General features: G+C 73.5%; 15 protein-coding genes. 12 read left to right on the top strand and 3 right to left on the bottom strand.

Annotation, left to right across the window (positions count from 1 at the left end):
- Positions 1 to 86: 86 nt before the first annotated feature.
- Positions 87 to 1,241 carry an RtcB family protein gene (locus Sru01_RS00075; protein WP_203981707.1) on the top strand — a complete coding sequence of 385 codons (1,155 nt, stop codon included), beginning with the start codon at positions 87 to 89 and terminating at the stop codon, positions 1,239 to 1,241.
- 125 nt (positions 1,242 to 1,366) lie between these two features.
- Here Sru01_RS00075 and Sru01_RS00070 read toward each other — a convergent pair whose 3' ends face one another.
- From Sru01_RS00070 to Sru01_RS00060, 3 genes are all read right to left on the bottom strand, one after another.
- The gene (locus tag Sru01_RS00070; RefSeq protein ID WP_203981706.1) at positions 1,367 to 3,010 is read right to left on the bottom strand and encodes a nickel/cobalt transporter; all 1,644 of its coding nucleotides are present in this window, start codon (positions 3,008 to 3,010) and stop codon (positions 1,367 to 1,369) included.
- A complete protein-coding gene (locus Sru01_RS00065; RefSeq protein WP_203981705.1) occupies positions 3,007 to 4,326 on the bottom strand; it encodes a tetratricopeptide repeat protein in 1,320 nt (439 codons plus the stop codon). The genes Sru01_RS00070 and Sru01_RS00065 overlap by 4 nt, the downstream gene beginning before the upstream one ends.
- 79 nt (positions 4,327 to 4,405) lie before the next feature.
- Positions 4,406 to 5,794 (bottom strand): DUF4331 domain-containing protein, encoded by a 1,389-nt coding sequence (locus Sru01_RS00060; protein ID WP_239136633.1) that lies wholly within the window; start codon positions 5,792 to 5,794, stop codon positions 4,406 to 4,408.
- A 247-nt stretch (positions 5,795 to 6,041) separates the two neighbouring features.
- On the opposite strand from Sru01_RS00060, the gene hutU reads away from it, so the two are divergent.
- The 11 genes from hutU to Sru01_RS00005 all read left to right on the top strand — a co-directional run bounded on the left by hutU (position 6,042) and on the right by Sru01_RS00005 (position 20,508).
- The gene (gene hutU, locus Sru01_RS00055) at positions 6,042 to 7,694 is read left to right on the top strand and encodes a urocanate hydratase (protein WP_203981704.1); all 1,653 of its coding nucleotides are present in this window, start codon (positions 6,042 to 6,044) and stop codon (positions 7,692 to 7,694) included.
- Positions 7,695 to 8,145: 451 nt separating this feature from the next.
- Complete coding sequence (locus Sru01_RS00050; RefSeq protein WP_203981703.1) at positions 8,146 to 8,850, top strand: SDR family oxidoreductase; 705 nt, start codon at positions 8,146 to 8,148, stop codon at positions 8,848 to 8,850.
- A 92-nt stretch (positions 8,851 to 8,942) separates the two neighbouring features.
- Positions 8,943 to 10,292, top strand: coding sequence for a formimidoylglutamate deiminase (locus Sru01_RS00045; protein WP_307811936.1), 1,350 nt, complete (start codon positions 8,943 to 8,945; stop codon positions 10,290 to 10,292).
- Between the two features lie 247 nt (positions 10,293 to 10,539).
- Positions 10,540 to 11,481, top strand: coding sequence for a sigma-70 family RNA polymerase sigma factor (locus Sru01_RS00040; protein WP_203981701.1), 942 nt, complete (start codon positions 10,540 to 10,542; stop codon positions 11,479 to 11,481).
- A 368-nt stretch (positions 11,482 to 11,849) separates the two neighbouring features.
- A complete protein-coding gene (locus Sru01_RS00035) occupies positions 11,850 to 13,163 on the top strand; it encodes an ammonium transporter (RefSeq protein WP_203981700.1) in 1,314 nt (437 codons plus the stop codon).
- The gene (locus tag Sru01_RS00030; RefSeq protein ID WP_203981699.1) at positions 13,160 to 13,498 is read left to right on the top strand and encodes a P-II family nitrogen regulator; all 339 of its coding nucleotides are present in this window, start codon (positions 13,160 to 13,162) and stop codon (positions 13,496 to 13,498) included. Before Sru01_RS00035 ends, Sru01_RS00030 begins: the two co-directional genes overlap by 4 nt.
- Before the next feature lie 5 nt (positions 13,499 to 13,503).
- A complete protein-coding gene (locus tag Sru01_RS00025; RefSeq protein WP_203981698.1) occupies positions 13,504 to 15,813 on the top strand; it encodes a [protein-PII] uridylyltransferase in 2,310 nt (769 codons plus the stop codon).
- A 277-nt stretch (positions 15,814 to 16,090) separates the two neighbouring features.
- The gene (locus Sru01_RS00020; protein WP_239136659.1) at positions 16,091 to 19,111 is read left to right on the top strand and encodes a sensor histidine kinase; all 3,021 of its coding nucleotides are present in this window, start codon (positions 16,091 to 16,093) and stop codon (positions 19,109 to 19,111) included.
- Positions 19,112 to 19,155: 44 nt separating this feature from the next.
- Positions 19,156 to 19,578 carry a roadblock/LC7 domain-containing protein gene (locus Sru01_RS00015; RefSeq protein WP_275412125.1) on the top strand — a complete coding sequence of 141 codons (423 nt, stop codon included), beginning with the start codon at positions 19,156 to 19,158 and terminating at the stop codon, positions 19,576 to 19,578.
- Positions 19,578 to 19,937: a DUF742 domain-containing protein gene (locus tag Sru01_RS00010; protein ID WP_203981696.1), complete on the top strand. Its 360-nt coding sequence runs from the start codon at positions 19,578 to 19,580 to the stop codon at positions 19,935 to 19,937. The genes Sru01_RS00015 and Sru01_RS00010 overlap by 1 nt, the downstream gene beginning before the upstream one ends.
- 13 nt (positions 19,938 to 19,950) lie before the next feature.
- Positions 19,951 to 20,508, top strand: coding sequence for a GTP-binding protein (locus Sru01_RS00005; RefSeq protein ID WP_203981792.1), 558 nt, complete (start codon positions 19,951 to 19,953; stop codon positions 20,506 to 20,508).
- The last annotated feature ends 525 nt before the right edge of the window (positions 20,509 to 21,033 follow it).

Below are 21,033 nucleotides of genomic sequence, written 5' to 3'. Positions count from 1 at the left end.
GGGCCGGGGGAGCGGCGGCGGATAATCGGTGGATCGGCGGGCCGGACCGGGCCACAGTAGATCTCGATCACAAAGGAGAGATCCTCATGCCGAGCCAGGTCGCACCGAACCTTCTGTCATGGGCCAGCGAGATCGACGCGGGCACGGTCGAGCAGGCGGCCCGTACCGCCCGCCTGCCGGTCGTGTCGGGTCACGTGGCGCTCATGCCGGACGCGCACGTCGGCATCGGCGCCACGGTGGGGTCGGTGATCCCCACCGAAGGGGCGATCATCCCGGCCGCGGTGGGGGTGGACATCGGCTGCGGCATGGTCGCCACCGAGACGACGCTCACCGCCGCCGACCTGCCCGACTCCCTCGCCCCGCTGATGCCCATGGTGGAGCGGCGCATCCCGGCCGGGGTGGGCAAGGGGCACGCCGACCGGTCGCTGGACCGCGCGCTGGGCGAGCTGGGCCACCCGCACACCGGCCTGAACCCCAAGCAGGAGAAGAAGGTGGCCGAGCAGTTCGGCACCCTGGGGTCCGGCAACCACTTCGTGGAGGTCTGCCTGGACGAGCGAGACCGGGTCTGGACGGTGCTGCACTCCGGTTCGCGTGGCATCGGCAACCAGCTCGCCACCATGCACATCGTGGGCGCCAAGAAGCTGATGAAGAAGCAGGCCCTCGGCCTGGAGGATCCGGATCTGGCCTACCTGGTGCAGAACACCCCGGAGTTCACCGCCTACATCGAGGACATGCTGTGGGCCCAGCGGTACGCCATGGCGTCGCGCGCCCGGATGGACCGGGTGCTGGTGGACGCGCTGTTCCGGGTGGTCGGCACCGGCCGCCGGGTCCGCGTGATCAACTGCCACCATAATTTCACCCAAAGAGAGACGCATCACGGCAAGGAGCTGTGGATCACCCGAAAGGGTGCCATCAAGGCCGATACCGGAGATGAGGGCGTCATCCCCGGCTCGATGGGCACCCGCTCCTACATCGTCCGCGGCCGCGGCAACCCCGACTCCTACCACTCCTGCGCGCACGGGGCGGGCCGCCGCATGTCGCGCACCCGGGCGAAGCGGGAGCTGTCCGCCGCCTCGCTCACCGAGGCGATGCGCGGCCGGACCTGGAACGCCGACCGGGCCGCCACGCTGGTGGACGAGCACCCGGAGGCGTACAAGCCCATCGACCAGGTGATGGCCGACCAGCGGGACCTGGTCGAGGTCCAGCACACGCTGCGGCAGATCTTCAACTACAAGGGGTAGGCGCCCGCCGGCACCGCGGTCGGCTGGGACGACGACCGGACGAGGCCCGGGTGCCGGGCCGCACCGGGGTGCCGGCCGGCCGATCCCATCGGCCGGTCGTATCGCCGACATCCGGCCACGCGAGCTCACAGGGCGCCGGCCAGGCCGCGGACGGCCAGGCCGGTGCCGAGGACGACGACCATGGTGGCGGTGCCCAGCGGCGCCAGGCCGGCGGCCCGGGCGGCCAGGCCGCGGCGGGCGGCGGCCAGCCGGTCCAGCCGGGCGGCCAGCTTCACCAGCAGCAGGCCGGTGGCGGTCAGGGTCGCCGCCATGCCCACCCCGTAGGCGCCGACCAGGGCGACGCCGAACCAGGTACGGCCCAGCGCGACCGCGCCGAGCAGCACGATGAGCGCCGACGGGCTCGGCACCAGGCCACCGGCCACGCCGAGCCCGATCAGCCCGGCCCGCCCCGGTGCCCGTCCGGAACCGTCCACGGCAGAGTCCAGGTCGGTGTTCACGTCGGTGTTCACGTCAGTGTTCACGGTGGCCTCCGGGCCGGGCCCGCGCCGCCGCCAGAGCCGGAGACCGTGTCCGGGCCCATGCACATGTCCGAGTCCGTGGCTGTGCCCGTGTCCGTGTCCGTGTCCGTGTCCGTGGCTGTGCCCGTGTTCGTGTCCGTGGCTGTGCCCGTGTCCGTGGCCGTGCCCATGCCCGTGTCCCGGGGTGGGGCGGCGGAGGGCGGTGCGGAGCAGGCCGAGGCCGGCGGCGGCGATCAGCAGGCCGCTGGCCAGCCCCAGCCAGGACAGCACCGCCTCGCCCGCCAGGGTGGAGAACGCGCTGACCAGCAGGCCGACCAGCAGGACACCGGTGGTGTGGGTGGCGGTGACCGTGGCACCGACGACGACGGCGTCCCGCGGCCGGCCCCGCCGGCCGGCCAGGTAGGCGGCCATGATGGTCTTGCCGTGCCCGGGGATCAGCGCGTGGCCGGCGCCGAGCACCGCGGCCAGCAGCACGGCGAGCAGGCCGAGCGGTACGGTCAGCGACCGGGCGCCCACCAGGCCGGTGAACACGCGGTCCAGCGCGGCCAGCGCGTCCCCGAGCGGTCCGGGCAGCACCGGCGCGCCCAGCGCGGGTGCCCGCCCCGCGGCGCCACCCGTCATGCCGCCCGTCATGCCGCCCGTCGCGCCGGCGGCGTCCGTGCCGGCGCCCGTGCCGGCGGTGGCCCCTTCGACCCGCAGCGTGGCGGTGCGCTGGTCGAGCGGGTCGGCGAGCAGGTCGTCGGGGTAGGCGTGCAGGTTCCGGCTCGGGCTTTCGGCGGGCACACCGGGTGCTGCCAGCCGCACTCCCTCGGCCGTCGCGGTGATCTCCCGCCAGCCGATCCGGCCGGCCAGGAACGAGTCGGAGAACGCGATGGTCGCCGGTCCGGCCAGCGGCGCGCTCAGCTCGCAGGTCAGCCGGCTGATCCGCAGCCCGCCCTGGCCGGGGGCGTAGTCGAGGCGGGCCGGTCCGGCCCGCCAGGTCACCGGCCGGCCGTCCACCGTCAACCGCTGCCCGGCGGCGAGCGCCCCGCAGGTGGCCCGGGCGTACGCCGCGGTCTCGGCGGCCGAGGCCGATCCGGACCCGTCGGTGTCCACCTCGGGCGCGGCCTGCAGGGTGGGCAGCTCGGCGTAGTCGACGGCGGCGGTGTTCTCGATCCGGTCGGGGAAGACCTTGAGCGCGTTGGCGTGGTTGACGGTGAAGTCACCGAGCGGATGGGCCGCCACCACCGCGGCCAGCACCACGGCGATCATGAGAACCTGGCCAGCGCCGGCAGCGCGGGGTCGAAGCGCGGGTTGTACTCCTTGACCCGGGACCTGGACCGGCCGGCGTCCAGGCCGAGCTTTCGCTCGATCTCGGCCCGGTGGTGGTGGAACAGGGCGTTGCGCCAGCCGCGGGCGGTGGCCTTTCTGGCGTACCTCAGCGCCTCGCGGGACCGGCCGTCCCGGTGCAGCGCCCAGGCGAGCGCGTCGGCGGACACCAGGTTGGGATGCCGGCGGTACTCGGCGCGGGCGTGCTTCACCGCGGCGGCCGGCGAGCCGTGGTCGGCCTCGAACTCCGCCCAGGTGATGTCGTCGCGCACCCCGCTCGCGGCCATCAGCCGCCGCTGCGCGGACAGCAGCGCCCACTGCCCGGCCGGGCTGCGGCCCAGCCTGGCCAGCACCTCGCCGTACTCGACGATGTACTGGGCCAGCGGCAGCCGCGCCACCACGTCCTGGTAGCCCTGCGCGGCGGACTCCAGCCGCCCGGCGAGCGCGGCGGCCCGGGCCCGCCCGGCCAGGGCCGGCACGAACGCGGGGTACGCCCGAAGGGCCTCGTCGTACATGTGGCCGGCCCGTTCCAGCTCGCCCGCCCGCAGCGCCAGTTCGCCCAGGTAGAACCGGCAGTAGGCGATGTCCTCGGGGGTGAACGCGTCGGCCAGGGCGGCCTTCAGCAGCTCTTCGGCCTCCCGGACGTCGCCGCGCAGCTCGGCGTCGTAGGAGGCGCGGGTGAAGGACGCGACCCCGGGCTTGAGCTCGGTCATCCGGCGGACCGCCCGGGTCGCCTCGGCGTGCTCGCCGAGCTGGGTGGCGGCGTCGGCCAGCACTCCGTAGGCGGTCGCCCCGTAGGGGTTGGCGTCGATCGCCTGGCGGGCCAGCCGCCGGGCCGCGGCGAACTCGTGCCGCCCGGCGGCCAGCGACGCCCGGGCGGCGAGCACGGCCGCGTCCCGGGGCGCGAGCGCGGCCGCCCGGTCCAGGGCCTGCTCGGCCTTGACGTAGTAGGAGGGGTCGGCGGTGATCCGCGCCTGCTGGACGTGCGCCGCGCCGAGGGCGGCCCAGGCCTGGTGGTCCTTGGGCAGCCGCTGCAGCCGGTCGCGCAGGCCGCGCACGGTCGTGGACAGCCCGGTGGCGCCGGCCTGCGGCGGCCCGGCTCCGGGTTCGGCGCCCGCGGGGGTCACGGCGGGGGCCTGGTGGCCGATGGGCGGGAGCAGGGTCGCGCCGGCCGTGATCGCCAGGGTGGCGGCGACGACGCAGGCCGTCTTGGCCGCCGCGGCGGCGGCCCGGCCGCGCGGGCGTTTCAGGTCGGACATGAAGATCTCCTCGGGTTCCCCGGCCGGTGCCGGACGGCCGCCGGCCCCCGCCGCGGGGCGGGAGCCGGCGCGGGCGGGGTCAGCGCTCGTTCACCGCCTTGGCGCTGGGCAGCGGCACGTAGGGGAAGCGCGCCTGGTACGGCTGGTCGTTCTCGTCGACCTTGTCCCCGGCGGCCAGCGCGTCGACGAGCTTGCCGGTCAGCGCGGCGCCCTCGACGGCCTGCAGCGAGATGTCGATCACGTCGTCGCCGAGCCGGCGGCCGTTGGGGAAGCCCTGCAGGTCTCCGGCCAGCACGCCGAGCCGGTTGGGCCGCGAGGTGGGCGGGACGGCCATGTTGAGGCGCAGCATCTCCGCGGGCCGGAAGTGGCGGCGGTTGACGTCCCGGTTGAGGATCTGCGAGTTGAGGTCGGCCTTGATCGGGCCGTTGGCCTTGGCGATGCCGGTCAGGAAGATCTCCACCAGGTCGGCGCGCGGGGTCTTCGGCGCCGGGATCTTGTAGATGGCCTCGATCAGCTTCGGCAGCTCCGGCTCGGTGACCCGTTCGACCACCGCGTCCAGCCGGGCGTCCCGGTCGGGGTTGACGGCGTTGAAGGTGTCCTTGAGACCGGCCGGCAGCACCACCTCGTTGACCAGCGGGTTGCCCAGCCGGGAGACCTGGCGGTAGCCGCCCGGGCTCCACTTGTCGGTGGTGGACCACACGCCGATCACCGGGTTGCGCCGCGCGTCGCCGCGCAGCGCCAGCTCGCTCTTGGGGATCTGGACGGCCAGGCTGTGCACGTTGTAGCCCTTGAGGGTGTCCTGGCCGACCTCCGACAGGTCGCCGCCATACAGCAGGTCGAACACCCGCAGGTCCAGGAAGAACGGGTCGTCGGCCTGCCCGGCGAAGGCCCGTCCGCCGCGCGGCAGCCCGGCGATCGACTGGGCGCGCAGCGTCGCGTAGTCGGGCATCGAGGCCCGGCCGGTGTTGCTGGGCGCGACGACGCCGTTGCGCACCAGGGTGGTGACGCCGCGGTGGGTGAACTTCTTCAGGGTGTACCGCTGGCGGAACAGCAGGTTCTCGTCATTGATCGACGTCACCGGCCCGTTGTTGTACAGGAAGGTGGCGGTGCCGCGGCGGTCCTCGTCGCGGAAGGTCCACTGGTAGACGACGTCCGGCTTGGCGTCACCGTCATTGTCGATCTTGATGTTGTACCGGGAGCGGGTGTCGAACTGGTAGAAGTTCGGGCCGCCGGTCGGCTCCTCGAACGGGATCCAGTTGGCCATCAGCGTCACGGTGTCGGGCCGGTCGGGGCTGACGAACGCGTAGACGTCGGTGTTGTCGTTACGCGGATCGCCCGAGATCAGCGGTGCCTCGCGATGGGAGGAGGCCCCGCCGGCGTCGGGACGCAGCGCGGCGAAGGCGGAGGCGGCGAGCAGCCCGACGGCTGCCAGCACGATCGGGGCGCGCCGGTGCATCCGGAGCTCCATGTCGTCACGGTTCCTTTCGGCCGCCGGTCGCGATCGCGACCGGGCGCTGAAACGGGAGAGGTCCGGCCGGGTCCTCAGGGGGCTATACGCGGCGGCGGCGCGATCGGATTGGTCCGCGGGCAAAAGATTTCCGGGACGGGAGTGAAGGGTGGGGCGGGCGCGCCGCCCGCGGGGCCGCCGCTTGACCGGGCGCCGGTCCGCTGATCAGGATGAACGCGCTCATTCACCTCGATGGGGAGGTCGGTTCATGAACGCCAGAGTGGTCCGCGCGCCGCGCGGCGGCACGCTCACCGCCAAGGGGTGGCCGCAGGAGGCGGCGCTCCGGATGATCCAGAACAATCTGGATCCGGAGGTGGCCGAGCATCCGGAAGAGCTCGTGGTCTACGGCGGGTCCGGGCGGGCGGCCCGCGACTGGCGGTCGTTCGACGCGATCTGCCGCAGCCTGACGGAGCTGGCGGCCGACGAGACCCTGCTGGTGCAGTCCGGCCGGCCGGTCGGCGTGATGCGCACCCACGAGTGGGCGCCGCGCGTGCTGATCGCCAACTCCAACCTGGTGCCCGACTGGGCGAACTGGGAGGAGTTCCGCCGGTTGGAGGCGGCCGGGCTGACGATGTACGGGCAGATGACGGCCGGTTCGTGGATCTACATCGGTACCCAGGGCATCCTGCAGGGCACCTACGAGACCTTCGCCGCGGTCGCCGCCAAGCGGTTCGGCGGCTCGCTGGCGGGCACGATCACCCTCACTGCCGGGCTCGGCGGGATGGGCGGCGCGCAGCCGCTCGCCGTCACCATGAACGGCGGCGTGGCGATCTGCGTCGACTGCGACCCGCGCAGCATCGAGCGCCGGATCGGCCACGGCTACCTGGACGTCCGGGCGGACACCCTGGCCGAGGCGCTGCGCCTGGCCCGCGACGCCCGCGACGGGCGGGCCCCGCTGTCGATCGGGGTGGAGGCCAACGCCGCCGACGCGCTGCCCGAACTGCTCGCCGCCGGAGCCGAGATCGACATCGTCACCGACCAGACCTCGGCGCACGATCCGCTGATGTACCTGCCGCGCGGGGTGGCCTTCGCGGACATGGCCGCCGAGCGCGACAAGGATCCGGCCGGGTTCACCCGCCGGGCCCGTGAGTCGATGGCCGCGCACGTGGCGGCGATGGTGGGCTTCCGTGACGCGGGGGCCGAGGTGTTCGACTACGGCAACTCCATCCGGGGCGAGGCGCGGCTGGCGGGCTACGAGCGGGCGTTCGACTTCCCGGGGTTCGTGCCCGCCTACATCCGCCCGCTGTTCTGCGAGGGCAAGGGACCGTTCCGCTGGGCGGCGCTGTCGGGGGAGGCCGAGGACATCGCCCGCACCGACCGGGCGGTGCTGGAACTGTTCCCCGACAACGAGCCGCTGGCCCGCTGGATCCGGATGGCCGGCGAGAAGGTGCGCTTCCAAGGGCTGCCGGCGCGCATCTGCTGGCTCGGCTACGGCGAGCGCGACCGGGCCGGCGAGCGGTTCAACGACATGGTCGCGCGCGGCGAGCTGCGCGCGCCGGTGGTGATCGGGCGCGACCATCTGGACTGCGGCTCGGTGGCCTCGCCCTACCGGGAGACCGAGGCGATGGCCGACGGCTCGGACGCGATCGCCGACTGGCCGCTGCTCAACGCCATGGTGAACGTGGCCTCGGGCGCCTCGTGGGTGTCGATCCACCACGGTGGCGGCGTGGGCATCGGCCGGTCGATCCACGCCGGACAGGTGACGGTGGCGGACGGCACTCCGCTGGCCGCAGAGAAGATCGCCCGGGTGCTGACCAACGACCCCGGGATGGGCGTCGTGCGGCATGTGGACGCCGGGTACGACCGCGCGGTGACGGTGGCGGACGAGCGGGGCGTGCGGGTGCCGATGCGGGAAGGCTGAGGGCCCGCGCGCGGGCCGGGGGTGGTGGGCGACCAGGTGGCCGCCCGCGATCGGTGAGGGTCCGCGCGGGGGCCGGGGCCGCGCCCCTTGAGGGTGCGGCCCCGGCCGTTCGCGGTGCCCGGCGGTGCGGCGCGCCCGCCCCGCGATCGATCCTGGGCCGGTCAGCCGGTCCGGTCGCTCACCAGTTGCACTCGTGGAACAGCACGCCGCCGCTCACCCGGGCCCAGCTGATGTTGGGCCGGTAGCTTTCCAGGTCCCAGGTCCCAGGTCCCAGGTCTCGCCGCCGCCGATCTTCTTGTCCTTCGCGGCTACCCGGAATCGGCAGGCGGCCCTCTGGTGTGCCCGTCGCGCAAATTCGTATGTGCGTCCCGTAAAGGCGCAGGGTGAAATGGCATTTCGGGCGATCTGTCGCGGGTCGGGCGGATCGCCCGGGTACGCCTAGGGTGGGGGTATGGCAGACGGAACGACGCGGCCGGTCGCGCTGATCACCGGAGCTTCCCGCGGGGTGGGCGCGGCGATCGCCCGCGCCCTGGCGCCGACGTACGACCTGCTCCTCGGCGGGCGGGACGGCACCGCGCTGCGCGCGGTGTGCGACGAGCTGGGCGCGCGGCCGTGGGCGGTGGAGCTGACCGACGACCGGGCGGTGGCCGAGGCGGCGGCGGACGTCGACCGGCTCGACCTGCTGGTGCACAGCGCCGGGGTGGTCCGGCTCGGCGCGGTCGCCGAGCTGCCGCCCGCGGCCTGGCGGGAGAGCTTCGAGGTGAACGTGATCGCGGTGGCCGGGCTCACCCGCCTGCTGCTGCCGCGGCTGCGCGCCGCCCGGGGCCGGGTGGTGATGATCAACTCCGGTGCCGGGCAGCGGGCCAATCCTGGCTGGACCTGCTACGCCGCCTCGAAGTTCGCGCTGCGCGCGCTGGCCGACGCGCTGCGCCAGGAGGAGGAGCCGCACGGGGTACGGGTCACCACCGTCTATCCGGGCCGGGTCGACACCGACATGCAGCGCGGGGTCCGCGAGCACGAGGGCGGGCCGTACCAGCCGGACAAGTACCTGGCCCCGGATTCGGTGGCCCGCGCGGTGCTGGCCGCGGTCACCGCCTCCGCCGACGCGCACGTCACCGAGATCACTGTCCGTCCGGCGGCCGGCCCGGTGTCCTGACCGGCCGGCGCGGCCGCCGGAGGCGGCAACCTGGAGCGAATCAAGGCATATATATGAACATATATCTACATTTTCCTTGAAACAGTAGGAAAGTGTCGGCCTTGACGTACTGGTGTGAACTGGCCTGGCTGCATCCCGGCGAAGCGGTGGCGGGCGTGCTGGTCGGCGTGGAAGGCGGCCGGTTCGCCGAAGTACGGCCCGGCGTCACCGCGCCGCCCCCCGGGACGGTCCGGCTGGCCGGGCTGACCCTGCCCGGGCTGGCCGACGCGCACTCCCACGCGTTCATGCGGGTGCTGCGCGGCCGGGCGCAGACGGGGGTGGCGGACTTCGCCGGCTGGCGGGACCGGCTGTACGCCCTGGCGGGCCGCCTGGACCCCGACACCTACCTCCAGCTGGCCCGCGCGGTGTTCGCCGAGATGGCGATGGCCGGCGTCACCTGCGTGGGGGAGTTCCACTACCTGCACCACGGCCCCGGCGGGCGCCGCTACGACGACCCCAACGTGATGGGGCACGCCCTGGTCGAGGCGGCCCGGGACGCCGGCGTCCGGCTGACCCTACTGGACGCCTGCTATCTCACCGCGGGCATCGGCGCCCCGCTGGAGGACACCCAGCTGCGGTTCGGCGACGGCGACGCGCACCGCTGGGCCGAGCGGGTGGACGACCTGGCCGGCGAGTACCTCAAGTGCGAGGACGTGGTGATCGGTGCGGCGGTGCACTCGGTACGGGCCTGCCCGCCCGAGCAGATGCCGGTGGTCGCCGAGCTCGCGCACCGCCGGGCAGTGCCGTTGCACGTCCAGGTCTCCGAGCGGGCCACCGAGAACGCGCACTGCGTGGAGACCTACTGCGCCACGCCGGTCCGCGTGCTCTACGAGCACGGCATCCTCGGGCCGCGCACCACCGCCGTGCACGCCACCCACCTGGCCGACGCGGACGTGGCGTTGCTCGGCGGCTCGGCCACCCACGTCTGCGTGTGCCCGACGACCGAGTGGGATCTCGGCGACGGCGTCGGGCCGGCCCGACGCCTGCTGGAGGCCGGCTCGCCGATCACCATGGGCAGTGACAGCAACGCCGTCATCGACCTGCTGGCCGAGGCCCGGGCGCTGGAGCTCGGCGAGCGGCTGGCCTGCGGGCGGCGCGGGCACTGGCCGGCCGCGGAGCTGCTCGCCGCGGTGACGATGGTCGGCCAGGCCTCGCTGGGCCACCCCGACGCGGGATTCATCGTGCCCGGCGCCCGGGCCGACCTGGTCTCGGTACGGCTGGACTCGGTCCGCACCGCCGGCGCCCGGCCCGCGGTGGCCGGCGATATGATGATCTTCGGGGCCACCGCCGCGGACGTCCATTCGGTGGTGTCCGGCGGGCGGCGGGTCGTCGTGGAGGGCGGTCACGTGCTGGGTGACGTGGGCGCGCTGCTCGCCGCGGCCATCGCCGCGGTGGACGGATGACGGACCTCCCCGCCCGGGCCCGGAGCGACCGGATGCGCGCATTCTCCGGGGTCGTCCCTGAGAAGACCCGGGGCCGTCTCATCCCTGAGAAGGACGGGTGAACCATTCCGCAGGCCCATCCCTTTGGGGAATCTTTGCCGTGGACTGTTCGTTGGTGATGAAAAGCATGGGGGCGAGAACGCGGCGCGGGAACCGGGCGGCGAACTCCACCCGCGAAAGCGGGCGCGGCGAGACGAGGTGCCATCGGATGGCAAGGCCGGCGGGCAATCGGGGACAGGAACAGCAGGTCGCGGACCGGGACCTGCTCGGTACGTATCTCGCGGAGATCGGCCGGGTGCCGCTGCTCAGCGCGGACGAAGAGGTCGAGCTGGCCAAACGCATCGAGGCCGGCCTGTTCGCCGAATACCTGCTCGACTCCGGCGGCCCGGAGCCCAAGGTCTCGGACGCGGCCGACGAGGAGCTCGAGCGCCTCGCGGTGTCCGGCCGCCGGGCCAAGGACGAGTTCATCCAGGCCAACCTGCGCCTGGTGGTCGCGGTGGCGCGCAAGTACTCCGGGCGCGGCATGCCGCTGATCGACCTGGTACAGGAGGGCAACCTCGGCCTGGTCCGCGCGGTGGAGAAGTTCGACTATCGCCGCGGTTACAAGTTCTCCACCTACGCGACCTGGTGGATCCGCCAGTCGGTCGGCCGGGCCATCCACGAGCAGGCCCGCCCGGTGCGGCTGCCCACCCATGCCGGCGAGCAGATGACCCGGCTGATGCGGGTGCGGCGCGACATGCTGGCCGAGATGGACACCGAGCCCACCGACGAGGATCTCGCCGCGGTGCTCGACCTGCCGATCGAGCGGGTCCGCGAGCTGCGCCGCTGGGCCGCCGACCCGGTGTCGCTGCAGCTCGGCGTGGGCGACGAGGACGAGACCGAACTCGGGGACATGATCGCCGACGAGACGTGGGCCGACCCCGAGCAGCAGGCGATGGACACCCTGGAGCGTGAGCGGCTGGAGGACTGGCTGCTGGGCCTGGACGACCACCTGCGCGAGATGCTGCGCTGGCGTTACGGCCTGGTCGACGGCCGCGAGCACACACTCACCGAGGTCGGCGAGCGCTACGGCATCGGCCGGGACCGGGCCCGCCGGATGGAGCGCGACGCGCTCGCCCGGCTGCGCCGGATGGCCCAGGCCGCCGCGTAAACGCTCCGGCGTCCCAGGTGGGCGCCGCGCGGTGCCCTCGTCGCACCGCCGTCCCGGCGCGTCCCCCGGTCACGGGGGGCGCGCCGGTGTCGTCCCAGGTGGACGTGCCGGTGCCCTGGTGAACGCCGGTGAACGCCACCCGCTCCGCTAATTGCGGATGGCTCATCCGATCAGCATGACCCCTCCGAAACGTGGCCGAAACATCGTGTGCGGGAGTTTCACGCACGCGAAACACTCCGGGTCGAGACCTGAAACGGCAGAAGAACACGCTTTCGCCCAACGTCAGTGTGCAGCCGGTCAATGAAGTCCTGAAGTGCCCACTGCGGGAGAAATCGGCCATACGCCATTTGTAAGGAGGGTCGCATCGAATGAAGATCGATAGCGGCACCACGGCCTGGATGCTCGCGGCCACCGCGCTGGTGCTGCTGATGACGCCGGGTCTCGCGTTCTTCTACGGGGGCATGACCAGGGCGAAGAGCGTCCTGAACATGATGATGATGTCGTTCGCCAGCATCATCACGGTGACCATCGCCTGGGTGCTGTACGGGCACTCGCTGGCGTTCGACGAAAACGGCAACACCTTCCTGAACAAGATCGTCGGCGGCCTGGACGCCGTCGGCCTGCAGAGCCTGGTCGACACGGCCACCAAGGACGACGGCACCGGGATGCCGAACCTGGTGTTCTCCGCCTTCCAGCTCACCTTCGCCATCATCACCGTCGCGCTGATCAGCGGCGCGATCGCCGACCGGGCCAGGTTCGGCGCCTGGATCGTGTTCAGCGTCGTGTGGGCCACGATCGTCTACTTCCCGGTCGCCCACTGGGTCTGGGGCGGCGGCTGGCTGACCCAGCTCGGCATCGAGGACTTCGCCGGCGGCACGGTCGTGCACGTCAACGCCGGTGCCGCCGGTCTGGCCCTCGCCCTGGTGCTCGGCAAGCGCACCGGCTGGCGCAAGGACCCGATGCGGCCGCACAACCTCACCCTCGTGTTGCTCGGCACCGGCCTGCTGTGGTTCGGCTGGTTCGGCTTCAACGCCGGCTCGGAGCTGGCGGTGGACGGCACCGCGGGCCTGGCGTTCATGAACACCCAGATCGCCACGGCGGTCGCGGCCGGCGCGTGGATCCTGGTGGAGAAGATCCGCGACGGGCACTCGACCACGCTCGGCGTCGCCTCCGGCGCGGTGGCCGGCCTGGTCGCCATCACCCCCGCCTGTGGTTTCGTCGACCCGTGGGCGGCCATGGTGATCGGCGCGATCGCCGGTACGGCCTGCGCCTACGCGGTGGGCCTGAAGTACCGGCTCGGCTACGACGACTCGCTCGACGTGGTGGGCGTCCACCTGGTGGGCGGCGCGATCGGCGCCATCCTGCTGGGCTTCCTGTCCGCCTACCCCTTCCTGGAGCCGCAGGCCAAGGGCCTGTTCTACGGGGGCGGATTCACCCAGCTCGGCCGGCAGGTGCTCGGCCCGGTCGTGGTCGGCCTGTACTCCTTCGTCCTCGCCTGGATCATCGGAAAGATCATCGACAAGACGATGGGCTTCCGCCTCTCCCAGGAGGACGAGGTCACCGGCATCGACATCACCACGCACGCCGAGACCGGTTACGACCTCGGGTCCGTGCACGCCTCCGGGGTGTCATCCTCGGTTAACGGTCCTGTCCCATCGGTGGCGAAGAAGGTTGACGCATGAGGCTAATCACGGCGGTGATCAAGCCGTTCAAGCTGGACGACGTCAAGGCCGCTCTCGAGCAGTTCGGCGTCCGCGGCATGACGGTCAGCGAGACCAGCGGCTACGGCCGCCAGCGCGGCCACACCGAGGTCTACCGGGGCGCGGAGTACCAGGTCGACCTGGTGCCCAAGGTCCGGGTGGAGGTGCTGACCGAGGAGGAGGACGCCGAGGACGTCATCGACGTCATCGTCAAGGCGGCCCAGACCGGCAAGATCGGGGACGGCAAGGTGTGGTCGGTCCCGGTCGACACCGTGGTCCGGGTGCGCACCGGGGAACGCGGACCGGAGGCTCTCTGACCTTGATGAGAGGCGACGTTCGGTCCTACTCCGCGGCCCGCAGGGAGCGGGCCGCGGACCTCGACCGGTGGCTGGCCGACCTGTTCCGCTCGGCGTACCCGCGGGCCCGCGGCGCCGAGGGACGGGCCGGCGCATCGAAGAACGGCGTCGCCGAGGAACGCGCCGGCGCCGCCGCGGCGGCCGGCGCTCCCGGAATCGCGCTGGTCGCGGTGGGCAGCCTGGGGCGGGCCGAACTCGCCCCGGGCAGCGACCTGGACCTGGTGCTGCTGCACGACGGGCGGGACGACATCGCCCGCATCGCCGACCGCATCTGGTACCCCATCTGGGACTCCGGGATCGGTCTGGACCACTCGGTGCGCACGGTGGACGAGGTCGCCGCGGTGGCCCGCGAGGATCTCAAGGCGGTGCTCGGCCTGATCCAGGCCCGGCACGTGACCGGCGACCCCGAGCTCACCCGGGCGGCCCGCGAGCGCGTGCTCGCCGACTGGCGCGCCGACTCGCGGCGGCGGCTGGCCGAACTGCGCGAGGCGGCCGACAAGCGCGCCGAGTCGGCCGGCGAGCTGGCCTTCCTGCTGGAGCCCGACCTGCGCGACTCGCGGGGCGGGCTGCGCGACGTGCAGGCCATGCAGGCGGTGGCCGCCGCCTGGGTCGCCTCGGCGCCCGGCCCGCGGGTGCGCGAGGCGCACGAGTTCCTGCTGGACGCCCGGCACGCGCTGCACCTGGTCACCGCGCGCGGCGCCGACCGCCTGGTGCTGCAGGAGCAGGACGCCGTCGCCGCGTCCCTCGGCCTGCTGGACGCCGAGGCGCTGATGCGCCGGCTGGCCGAGGCGGGCCGCACCGTCGCGCACGCCTTCGACGCCACCTGGCGCACCGTCGACCGCCTGCTGTCCGGGCCGGCGCCCCGGGGCCGGCGCCCGCTCGCCGACGGCGTGGTCGAGCACGGCGGCGAGGTCGTGCTCGCCCGTGGCGTCGACCCGGGCAAGGACCCCGTCCTGGTGCTGCGGGCGGCGGCCGCGGCGGCCGAGGCCGGGCTGCCGATGGCTCCGGCGACCGTCTCGCTGCTCGCCGCCAAGTCGCCCGCGCTGCCGGTGCCCTGGCCGGACGAGGCCCGCGACGCGCTGGTCGCGCTGCTCGGCGCGGGCCGGGCGGCGGTGCCGGTCTGGGAGGAGCTGGACCAGGCCGGGGTCATCGTCCGGCTCGTCCCGGACTGGGAACGGGTGCGGCACCGCCCGCAGCGCAACCCCGTGCACCGGTTCACCGTCGACCGCCATCTCATCGAGACCGCGGCCGGCGCGGCGTCGTTCACCCGGGAGGTGTCCCGGCCCGACCTGCTGCTGCTGTCGGCGCTGCTGCACGACGTCGGCAAGGGCTGGCCGGGCGACCACTCGGCCACCGGCGAGGTCGTCGCCCGCGACATCGGCACCCGGATGGGCCTGCAACCGGCCGACGTGGACACGCTGGCGACCGTGGTCCGCCATCATCTGCTGCTGCCCGAGACCGCCACCCGCCGTGACCTGGACGATCCGGTCACCATCTCGCGGGTCGCCGAGGCGGTCGGGTCGCGGGAGGTGCTCGAACTGCTGGCCGCGCTGGCGGTCGCCGACGGTCACGCCACCGGACCGGCCGCCTGGAACTCCTGGAAGGCCGGCCTGGTCACCGACCTGGTCCGCCGGGTGCGTTCGGTGCTGTCGGGCAGCCCGCCCGCTCCGGCGCCGGCGCTGTCGGCGCGGCAGGCGTCGCTGGCCCGGCACGGCGGCGGCGCGGTGCGCGTGCAGGGCGGCGCGGTCACCGTGGTCGCGCCGGACCGGCCGGGCCTGCTGTGGCGGGCGGCCGGTGTGCTGGCGGCGCACCGCATGGTGGTCCGTTCGGCGTCGGCGGCGTCGGCGGCCACCGCGGCGGTCATCGAGTTCGCCGTGGTGCCCGAGTACGGCACCCCGCCGGACCCGGCCACCCTGGAGGCGGACCTGCGGCTGGTCCTCGCGGGCCGGCTGGACATCGAGCAGCGGCTGGCGCGCCGCACCCGGTCGATGCGGCCCGCCCGGGTGCCGGTGGCGCCGCCGCGGGTCAACCTGGTGGACGACGCCTCGCAGACCGCCACGGTCGTGGAGGTGCGGGCGCACGACCGGCCCGGGTTGCTGTGGCGCATCGGCCGGGCGTTCGGGGAGTGCAACCTTGACGTGCGCGCCGCGCGCGTGGAGACTCTCGGCGCGGAGGCGGTCGACGTCTTCTACGTGGTCGACCGGTCGGGCGGGCCGATCACCGACCCCGAGCAGCGAGCCCGCATCCGGGAATTCGTGCTGGCCGCGCTGCGGTAGCGCCCCTGCTCGACGGCGCCTCGGTAGCTGCGCGATTCATAACAATTACGTTCGGTGTCATCGTTCTGGCCGCAGCACTCGTGACCTTGTGGTCGAATTGTCCCCGCTTATGTAGTTATGCCATGCCGTCATCCATGCATGGGAAGGCCGCGGGGGGTGGCGCGTGAACCGACACGGATCCGAGACCAGGACCGCGACCCCGTCCAGCGGAGCGCCGGTGGACGGCGCGCCCGCGCGCCGAGGCGGCGGTTCCGCCGGGCGGCGGGCCCGGCGCGTGATGTCTCGCCTCTCGCTGCGGCGGTGGCGGGTGCCCGCCCGCCTGACCGCCCTCATCCTGGTTCCCACGCTGGTCGCCGTGCTGCTGGCCGGCCTGCGCGTGGTCTCCTCCATCGAGAGCGTCGCCACCTACCAGCGCACCGAGACCGCCGCCCGGATGGCCGGCCACCTGCGCGATCTGGCGATGGCACTCGGTCTGGAACGCGACAGGACGATCGTGTTCGACGCCACCCGCCAGCAGCGCAAGGCGCTGACCGACCAGCGGGACGTCGTGGACGCCGCGGCCATCCAGGTGCGCGACGATCTGGCGCTCATCGACGCCGGCTACGGCGCGCGGGCCGTCGAGGACGCCCGGCAGGTCGCCGTCCGGCTGGACGAGCTGTCGGTGACCCGCAAGGAAGGCCGCCCGGCCGCGTTCAGCACCGCCGTCGCGGCCGTGCTGCGGCTGCACGACGAGATCGGGCAGACCACCGCGGCCGTCCAGGACACCCAGCTCGTCGGCTACTCCCGGGGCATCGCCGCCCTCGCCCACGCCAAGGAGGAGGTCTCCATCCAGCGGGGCACGCTCATCCGCACCCTGGTGCGCGGCGAGCGGTTCACCCCCGACACCCTGCAGGACTTCATCGCCGCCCGGTCCCGCCAGCAGACCGCGATCAACACGTTCAACGGCGAGGCCGGCGCGGACAACGGCCGGCTGCTCGCCGAGACCAACCGCGGCGCCTCGGTCACCCGCGCCGAGCTCACCAAGGCGTGGGCCGTCGCGCTGGCCGGCCGCAACCTGCCGCTGCGCGACGGCTCGGGGCGCAGCGCCGGCCTGCTGCGGCAGTGGTTCGACGACAACACCCGGACCGTCCAGGTGCTCCAGCAGGTGGAGAACCGGGTCGCCGCCTCGCTGGCCGCCCGGGTGTCGACGCTGCAGTCCAACGAGCGCCGCAACGCCATCACCGCGGGCGTGCTGATCCTGGCGCTGCTCCTGCTGGTGCTGGCCACCACGATCCTCATCGCCCGGTCGCTGGTGCGGCCGCTGCGCCGGCTGCGCTCGGAGGCCCTGGAGATCGCCGGCTTCCGGCTGCCCGCCGAGGTCGGCCGGCTGCGCGAGTCCGGCGAGGCGGCGGCGCCCCCGCCGGTGCAGCCGATCCTGCCGGGCAGCCAGGACGAGATCGGCGAGGTCGCCACCGCGTTCGACGAGGTGCACCGCCAGGCGCTGCGGCTCGCCGCCGAGGAGTCGCAGCTGCGCGGCAACGTCAACGCGATGTTCGTCAACCTCTCCCGGCGCACCCAGACCCTGGTCGAACGGCAGATCTCGCTCATCGACGGGCTGGAGCGGGGCGAGCAGGACGGCCGCCGGCTGGCCGACCTGTTCAAGCTGGACCACCTGGCGACCCGCATGCGGCGCAACAGCGAGAACCTGCTGGTGCTGGCCGGGCACGAGAGCGCCCGCAAGCGCAGCAAACCCGCCAAGCTGGTGGACGTCGTGCGCGCCGCGCTGTCGGAGGTCGAGGACTACGACCGGGTCAGCGTCAAGGTGCAGCGCAACTGCGCGGTCGCCGGGCACGCGGCCAACGACATCGTCCATCTCGTCGCCGAGCTGGTGGAGAACGCGCTGGCGTTCTCGCCGAAGAACACGCGCGTGGTGGTCTCCAGCAGCATGGTCGAGGGCGGTGGCGCGCTGCTCGCGGTCAGCGACTCCGGCATCGGCATGACGGCCGAGGAGATCGCCGAGACCAACCGCAGGCTCGCCGACCCGCCGGTGGTGGACGTGTCGGTGTCCCGCCGGATGGGCCTGTTCGTGGTCGGCCGGCTGGCGCTGCGCAACGGCGTCCGCGTCCAGCTGCGACGCGGGGACGCCGGCGGGCTGATCGCCATGGTGCTGTTCCCGGCGCAGCTCATCACGCTCACGGCGGCCCGCGACCCGCTGGTGCCCCAGCCCGGCGGTCCGGCCTCCATCGCGGGGGACACCCCCGCGTACGGGAACGGTGCCACCCCCGTCCCGGGCGGGGGCGGCGCGCTCCCGCAGCGGGGGCCGGCCGGTGAGCGGCCGGGCGCCGGAACCGGCGCGCTGTTCGGCGACCCGGCCGGGCCGCGCCGGGCGTTCGCCGACCCCGTCTCCGGGACGTTCGGCGCTCCCACCGGCCCGGGAGCGGGCCCGGCCGGCCCTGGTCGTACCGGACCGGGTACCGGCCCCGGCACGCCGGCGCGCGAGCCGGGAGAGCCGTGGCGCGGCCTCCCCGGCGGCCCCGCGGGCCCGGACACCGGTCCCGCCGCCCCCGCCGGGCCGGCCCGCCCCGCCACCGGCCCGGCCACCGGTCCCACGGGCCCGGCCACCGGCCCGGCCGGCCCGGCCACCGGTCCGGGGCCGCGGCCGGTCCGGTCGGCCGGCCCTCCGCCGGCCCGGCCGCTGCCGTACCCGCCCGGTCCCACCGGTCCCGGCGCCGATCCGCTGACGGGGCCGCTGACGGGGCCGGTCACCGGTCCGGTCAGCCGGCCCGGTGAGTCCTCGCTGGAACGCGGCGACGAGTACCTGCCGATCTTCGCCGCCGTCGAGTCCGCCTGGTTCCGCCGTCCCGACTCCGAGCGTCCCGACTCCGAGCGTCCCGACCCCGAGCATTCCGATTCCGAGCATTCCGATTCCGAGCATTCCGATTCCGGGCGACCCGGTGCGGACGGCGCGCCGGCCGCGCGCGCCGGAGACACCCCCGCGCCCGCCCGGCCGAGCTGGACGAGTACGGCCGACAGCGGATGGCGGGCGGCCGACGCGGCGCGCGATCCCTCGCTCGGCGGCATCACCGCGGCCGGACTGCCCAAGCGCACGCCGAAGGCCAACCTGGTGCCCGGGTCCGCCGCCACCGCCGCGCCCGCCGCGGCGCCGCCGCCGCGGCCGGAGGTCTCCGCCGATCTCATCCGCAGCCGCATGTCCCGCTTCCAGCAGGGCATCCAGCGGGGCCGGGCGGACGTCTCCCGGGGCGGCGGCGGCCCCGCGGACATCGGCGACCGGGAGGAAGATCCGCCCGGCGCCGGCTGACCCGCCTTCTTCGATGATGACGCCGCAAGCGATGAGGAGGATTCGTGCTAGAGCTGAGTCACGAGGCACGCCGGTTCGACTGGTTGATCACCGAGTTCGTCGGCGGCACGCCCGGCGTGGCGCACGCGGTCGTGGTGTCGGCCGACGGTCTGCGGCTGGCGAACTCCGAGGGCTTCCCCCCGGACCGGGCCGACCAGCTGGCCGCCGTCGCGGCCGGATTGCTGAGCCTCACCGCCGGGGCGTCCCGGGTCTTCGACGGCGGCGGGGTGACCCAGACCGTGGTGGAGATGCAGTACGGCATCCTGCTGGTGATGGCCATCAGCGACGGATCCTGCCTGGCGGTCCTGGCCGCCCCCGACTGTGACATGGGTCTGGTGGCCTACCAGATGACGCTGCTGGTCGAGCGGGCCGGGCAGGTGCTCACGCCCGCCCTGCGCGCCGAGCTGCAGACGTCCAGGGTGCGGTGATGCTCGGGGGTGACGGGAGCGAGGACGAGCCCCTCTTCCGTCCGTACGCCGTCACCGGCGGGCGGACCGAGCCCGGTTACCACCTCGCCATGGAGACTCTCGTCTCCTCCGCCCCGATAATGGGCGATGATCTGTCGCTGCTCACCGCCGAGCAGGAAGCGATCATCGTGCTCTGCCGCTCCGTTCGTTCGGTCGCCGAGGTCTCCGCGCTGCTGCGCGTGCCGCTCGGCGTGGCCCGCGTGTTGATCGCCGACATGGCCGACGAAGGTCTGGTGCGCCTGCACTCTCCGCAGCTGGAGCAGGGCAAGCCGGACAACGATCTGCTGGAAAGGGTTCTCAGTGGACTTCGCAGGCTCTAGCCGCGGGCCGGCGCTGACCTCGACGAAGATCGTGGTCGCGGGTGGGTTCGGGGTCGGGAAGACGACGTTCGTGGGGGCGGTGTCGGAGATCCTTCCGCTCACCACCGAGGCGGTCATGACCGATGCCAGTTCCGGCATCGATGATCTGGGGTTGACCCCGAACAAGACCACCACGACGGTGGCGATGGACTTCGGGCGGTTGTCGCTGGATCAGGATCTGATCCTGTATCTGTTCGGCACGCCCGGGCAGCACCGGTTCTGGTTCATGTGGGACGACCTGGTGCGCGGCGCCATCGGCGCGGTGGTGCTGGTCGACACCCGCCGGCTGGCCGACTGCTTCCCCGCCATCGACTACTTCGAAGAGGCCCGGCTGCCGTTCGTGGTGGCCGTGAACGGCTGGGAAGGCCAGTTCCCGCACGTCGAGCAGGAGGTGCGCGAGGCCCTCACCCTGGCCCCGCACATCCCGATCGTCCGGACCGACGCCCGCTCCCGGGACGCCGTCAAGTTCACCTTGATCACGCTGGTGGAGCACGTGCTCACGCTCCGGGCGGCGTACGGCCGCGCCAACTGAGCGCATCGCCCGCCGGCTGAGCGGATCGCGGGCGCCGAGCGGGACCGCGCCGGGCCGTCGCCGCCGAGCCGCCCGGGTGCCGTGCAGGTGCCGTGCAGGTGCCGTGCGGGTGCCGTCCGGGCGCGTGCCGACAGGCGAGCCGCGCTCGCGTGCCGGTATTTCCCGGGTAGTTGTCGAGTAACTAGCAGGATTTATCACCATCTAGCAGCATTTCAGGTGGTTTGTCGGGAAACGTCCGGTTGGCGGTTGGGGTGGCGGTGTGCTGCAATTACCATCGCCTGTTCGATGTCCCGGTTTCCCCACGAGCCCCATACGTGGCACGATCCTCTGGCAACGCCGGGTTCGGTGAGAGGTTGCGTGGATGTGAGGACACCCGATGCCCGCCCGCCCGGGCCGGCCCGCGCGCGGCGACGATTCGACCATCATCATTTCCGACAACGTCGGTGCATGCTACAAGGAGGGCCCGTGAGGGAGCTGAGCCAGGCCGCCCGCGGAGTCAACTGGCTTATCACGGACTTCGTGAAC

It is taken from the genome of Sphaerisporangium rufum (genome assembly GCF_016863395.1).
In the GTDB taxonomy this organism is placed as follows: Bacteria; Actinomycetota; Actinomycetes; order Streptosporangiales; family Streptosporangiaceae; genus Sphaerisporangium; species Sphaerisporangium rufum.
The sequence above is the reverse complement of the archived record's forward strand: the minus strand, read 5'-3'. Positions and strand labels throughout refer to the sequence as shown.

What these genes read in the sequence shown, in the direction of transcription:
- Sru01_RS00075 (WP_203981707.1), top strand. Translation starts at nt 87, where the DNA reads ATGCCGAGCCAGGTCGCACCGAACCTTCTGTCATGGGCCAGCGAGATC.
- Sru01_RS00070 (WP_203981706.1), bottom strand. Translation starts at nt 3,010, where the DNA reads ATGATCGCCGTGGTGCTGGCCGCGGTGGTGGCGGCCCATCCGCTCGGT.
- Sru01_RS00065 (WP_203981705.1), bottom strand. Translation starts at nt 4,326, where the DNA reads ATGTCCGACCTGAAACGCCCGCGCGGCCGGGCCGCCGCCGCGGCGGCC.
- Sru01_RS00060 (WP_239136633.1), bottom strand. Translation starts at nt 5,794, where the DNA reads ATGGAGCTCCGGATGCACCGGCGCGCCCCGATCGTGCTGGCAGCCGTC.
- hutU (WP_203981704.1), top strand. Translation starts at nt 6,042, where the DNA reads ATGAACGCCAGAGTGGTCCGCGCGCCGCGCGGCGGCACGCTCACCGCC.
- Sru01_RS00050 (WP_203981703.1), top strand. Translation starts at nt 8,146, where the DNA reads ATGGCAGACGGAACGACGCGGCCGGTCGCGCTGATCACCGGAGCTTCC.
- Sru01_RS00040 (WP_203981701.1), top strand. Translation starts at nt 10,540, where the DNA reads ATGGCAAGGCCGGCGGGCAATCGGGGACAGGAACAGCAGGTCGCGGAC.
- Sru01_RS00035 (WP_203981700.1), top strand. Translation starts at nt 11,850, where the DNA reads ATGAAGATCGATAGCGGCACCACGGCCTGGATGCTCGCGGCCACCGCG.
- Sru01_RS00030 (WP_203981699.1), top strand. Translation starts at nt 13,160, where the DNA reads ATGAGGCTAATCACGGCGGTGATCAAGCCGTTCAAGCTGGACGACGTC.
- Sru01_RS00025 (WP_203981698.1), top strand. Translation starts at nt 13,504, where the DNA reads ATGAGAGGCGACGTTCGGTCCTACTCCGCGGCCCGCAGGGAGCGGGCC.
- Sru01_RS00020 (WP_239136659.1), top strand. Translation starts at nt 16,091, where the DNA reads ATGTCTCGCCTCTCGCTGCGGCGGTGGCGGGTGCCCGCCCGCCTGACC.
- Sru01_RS00010 (WP_203981696.1), top strand. Translation starts at nt 19,578, where the DNA reads ATGCTCGGGGGTGACGGGAGCGAGGACGAGCCCCTCTTCCGTCCGTAC.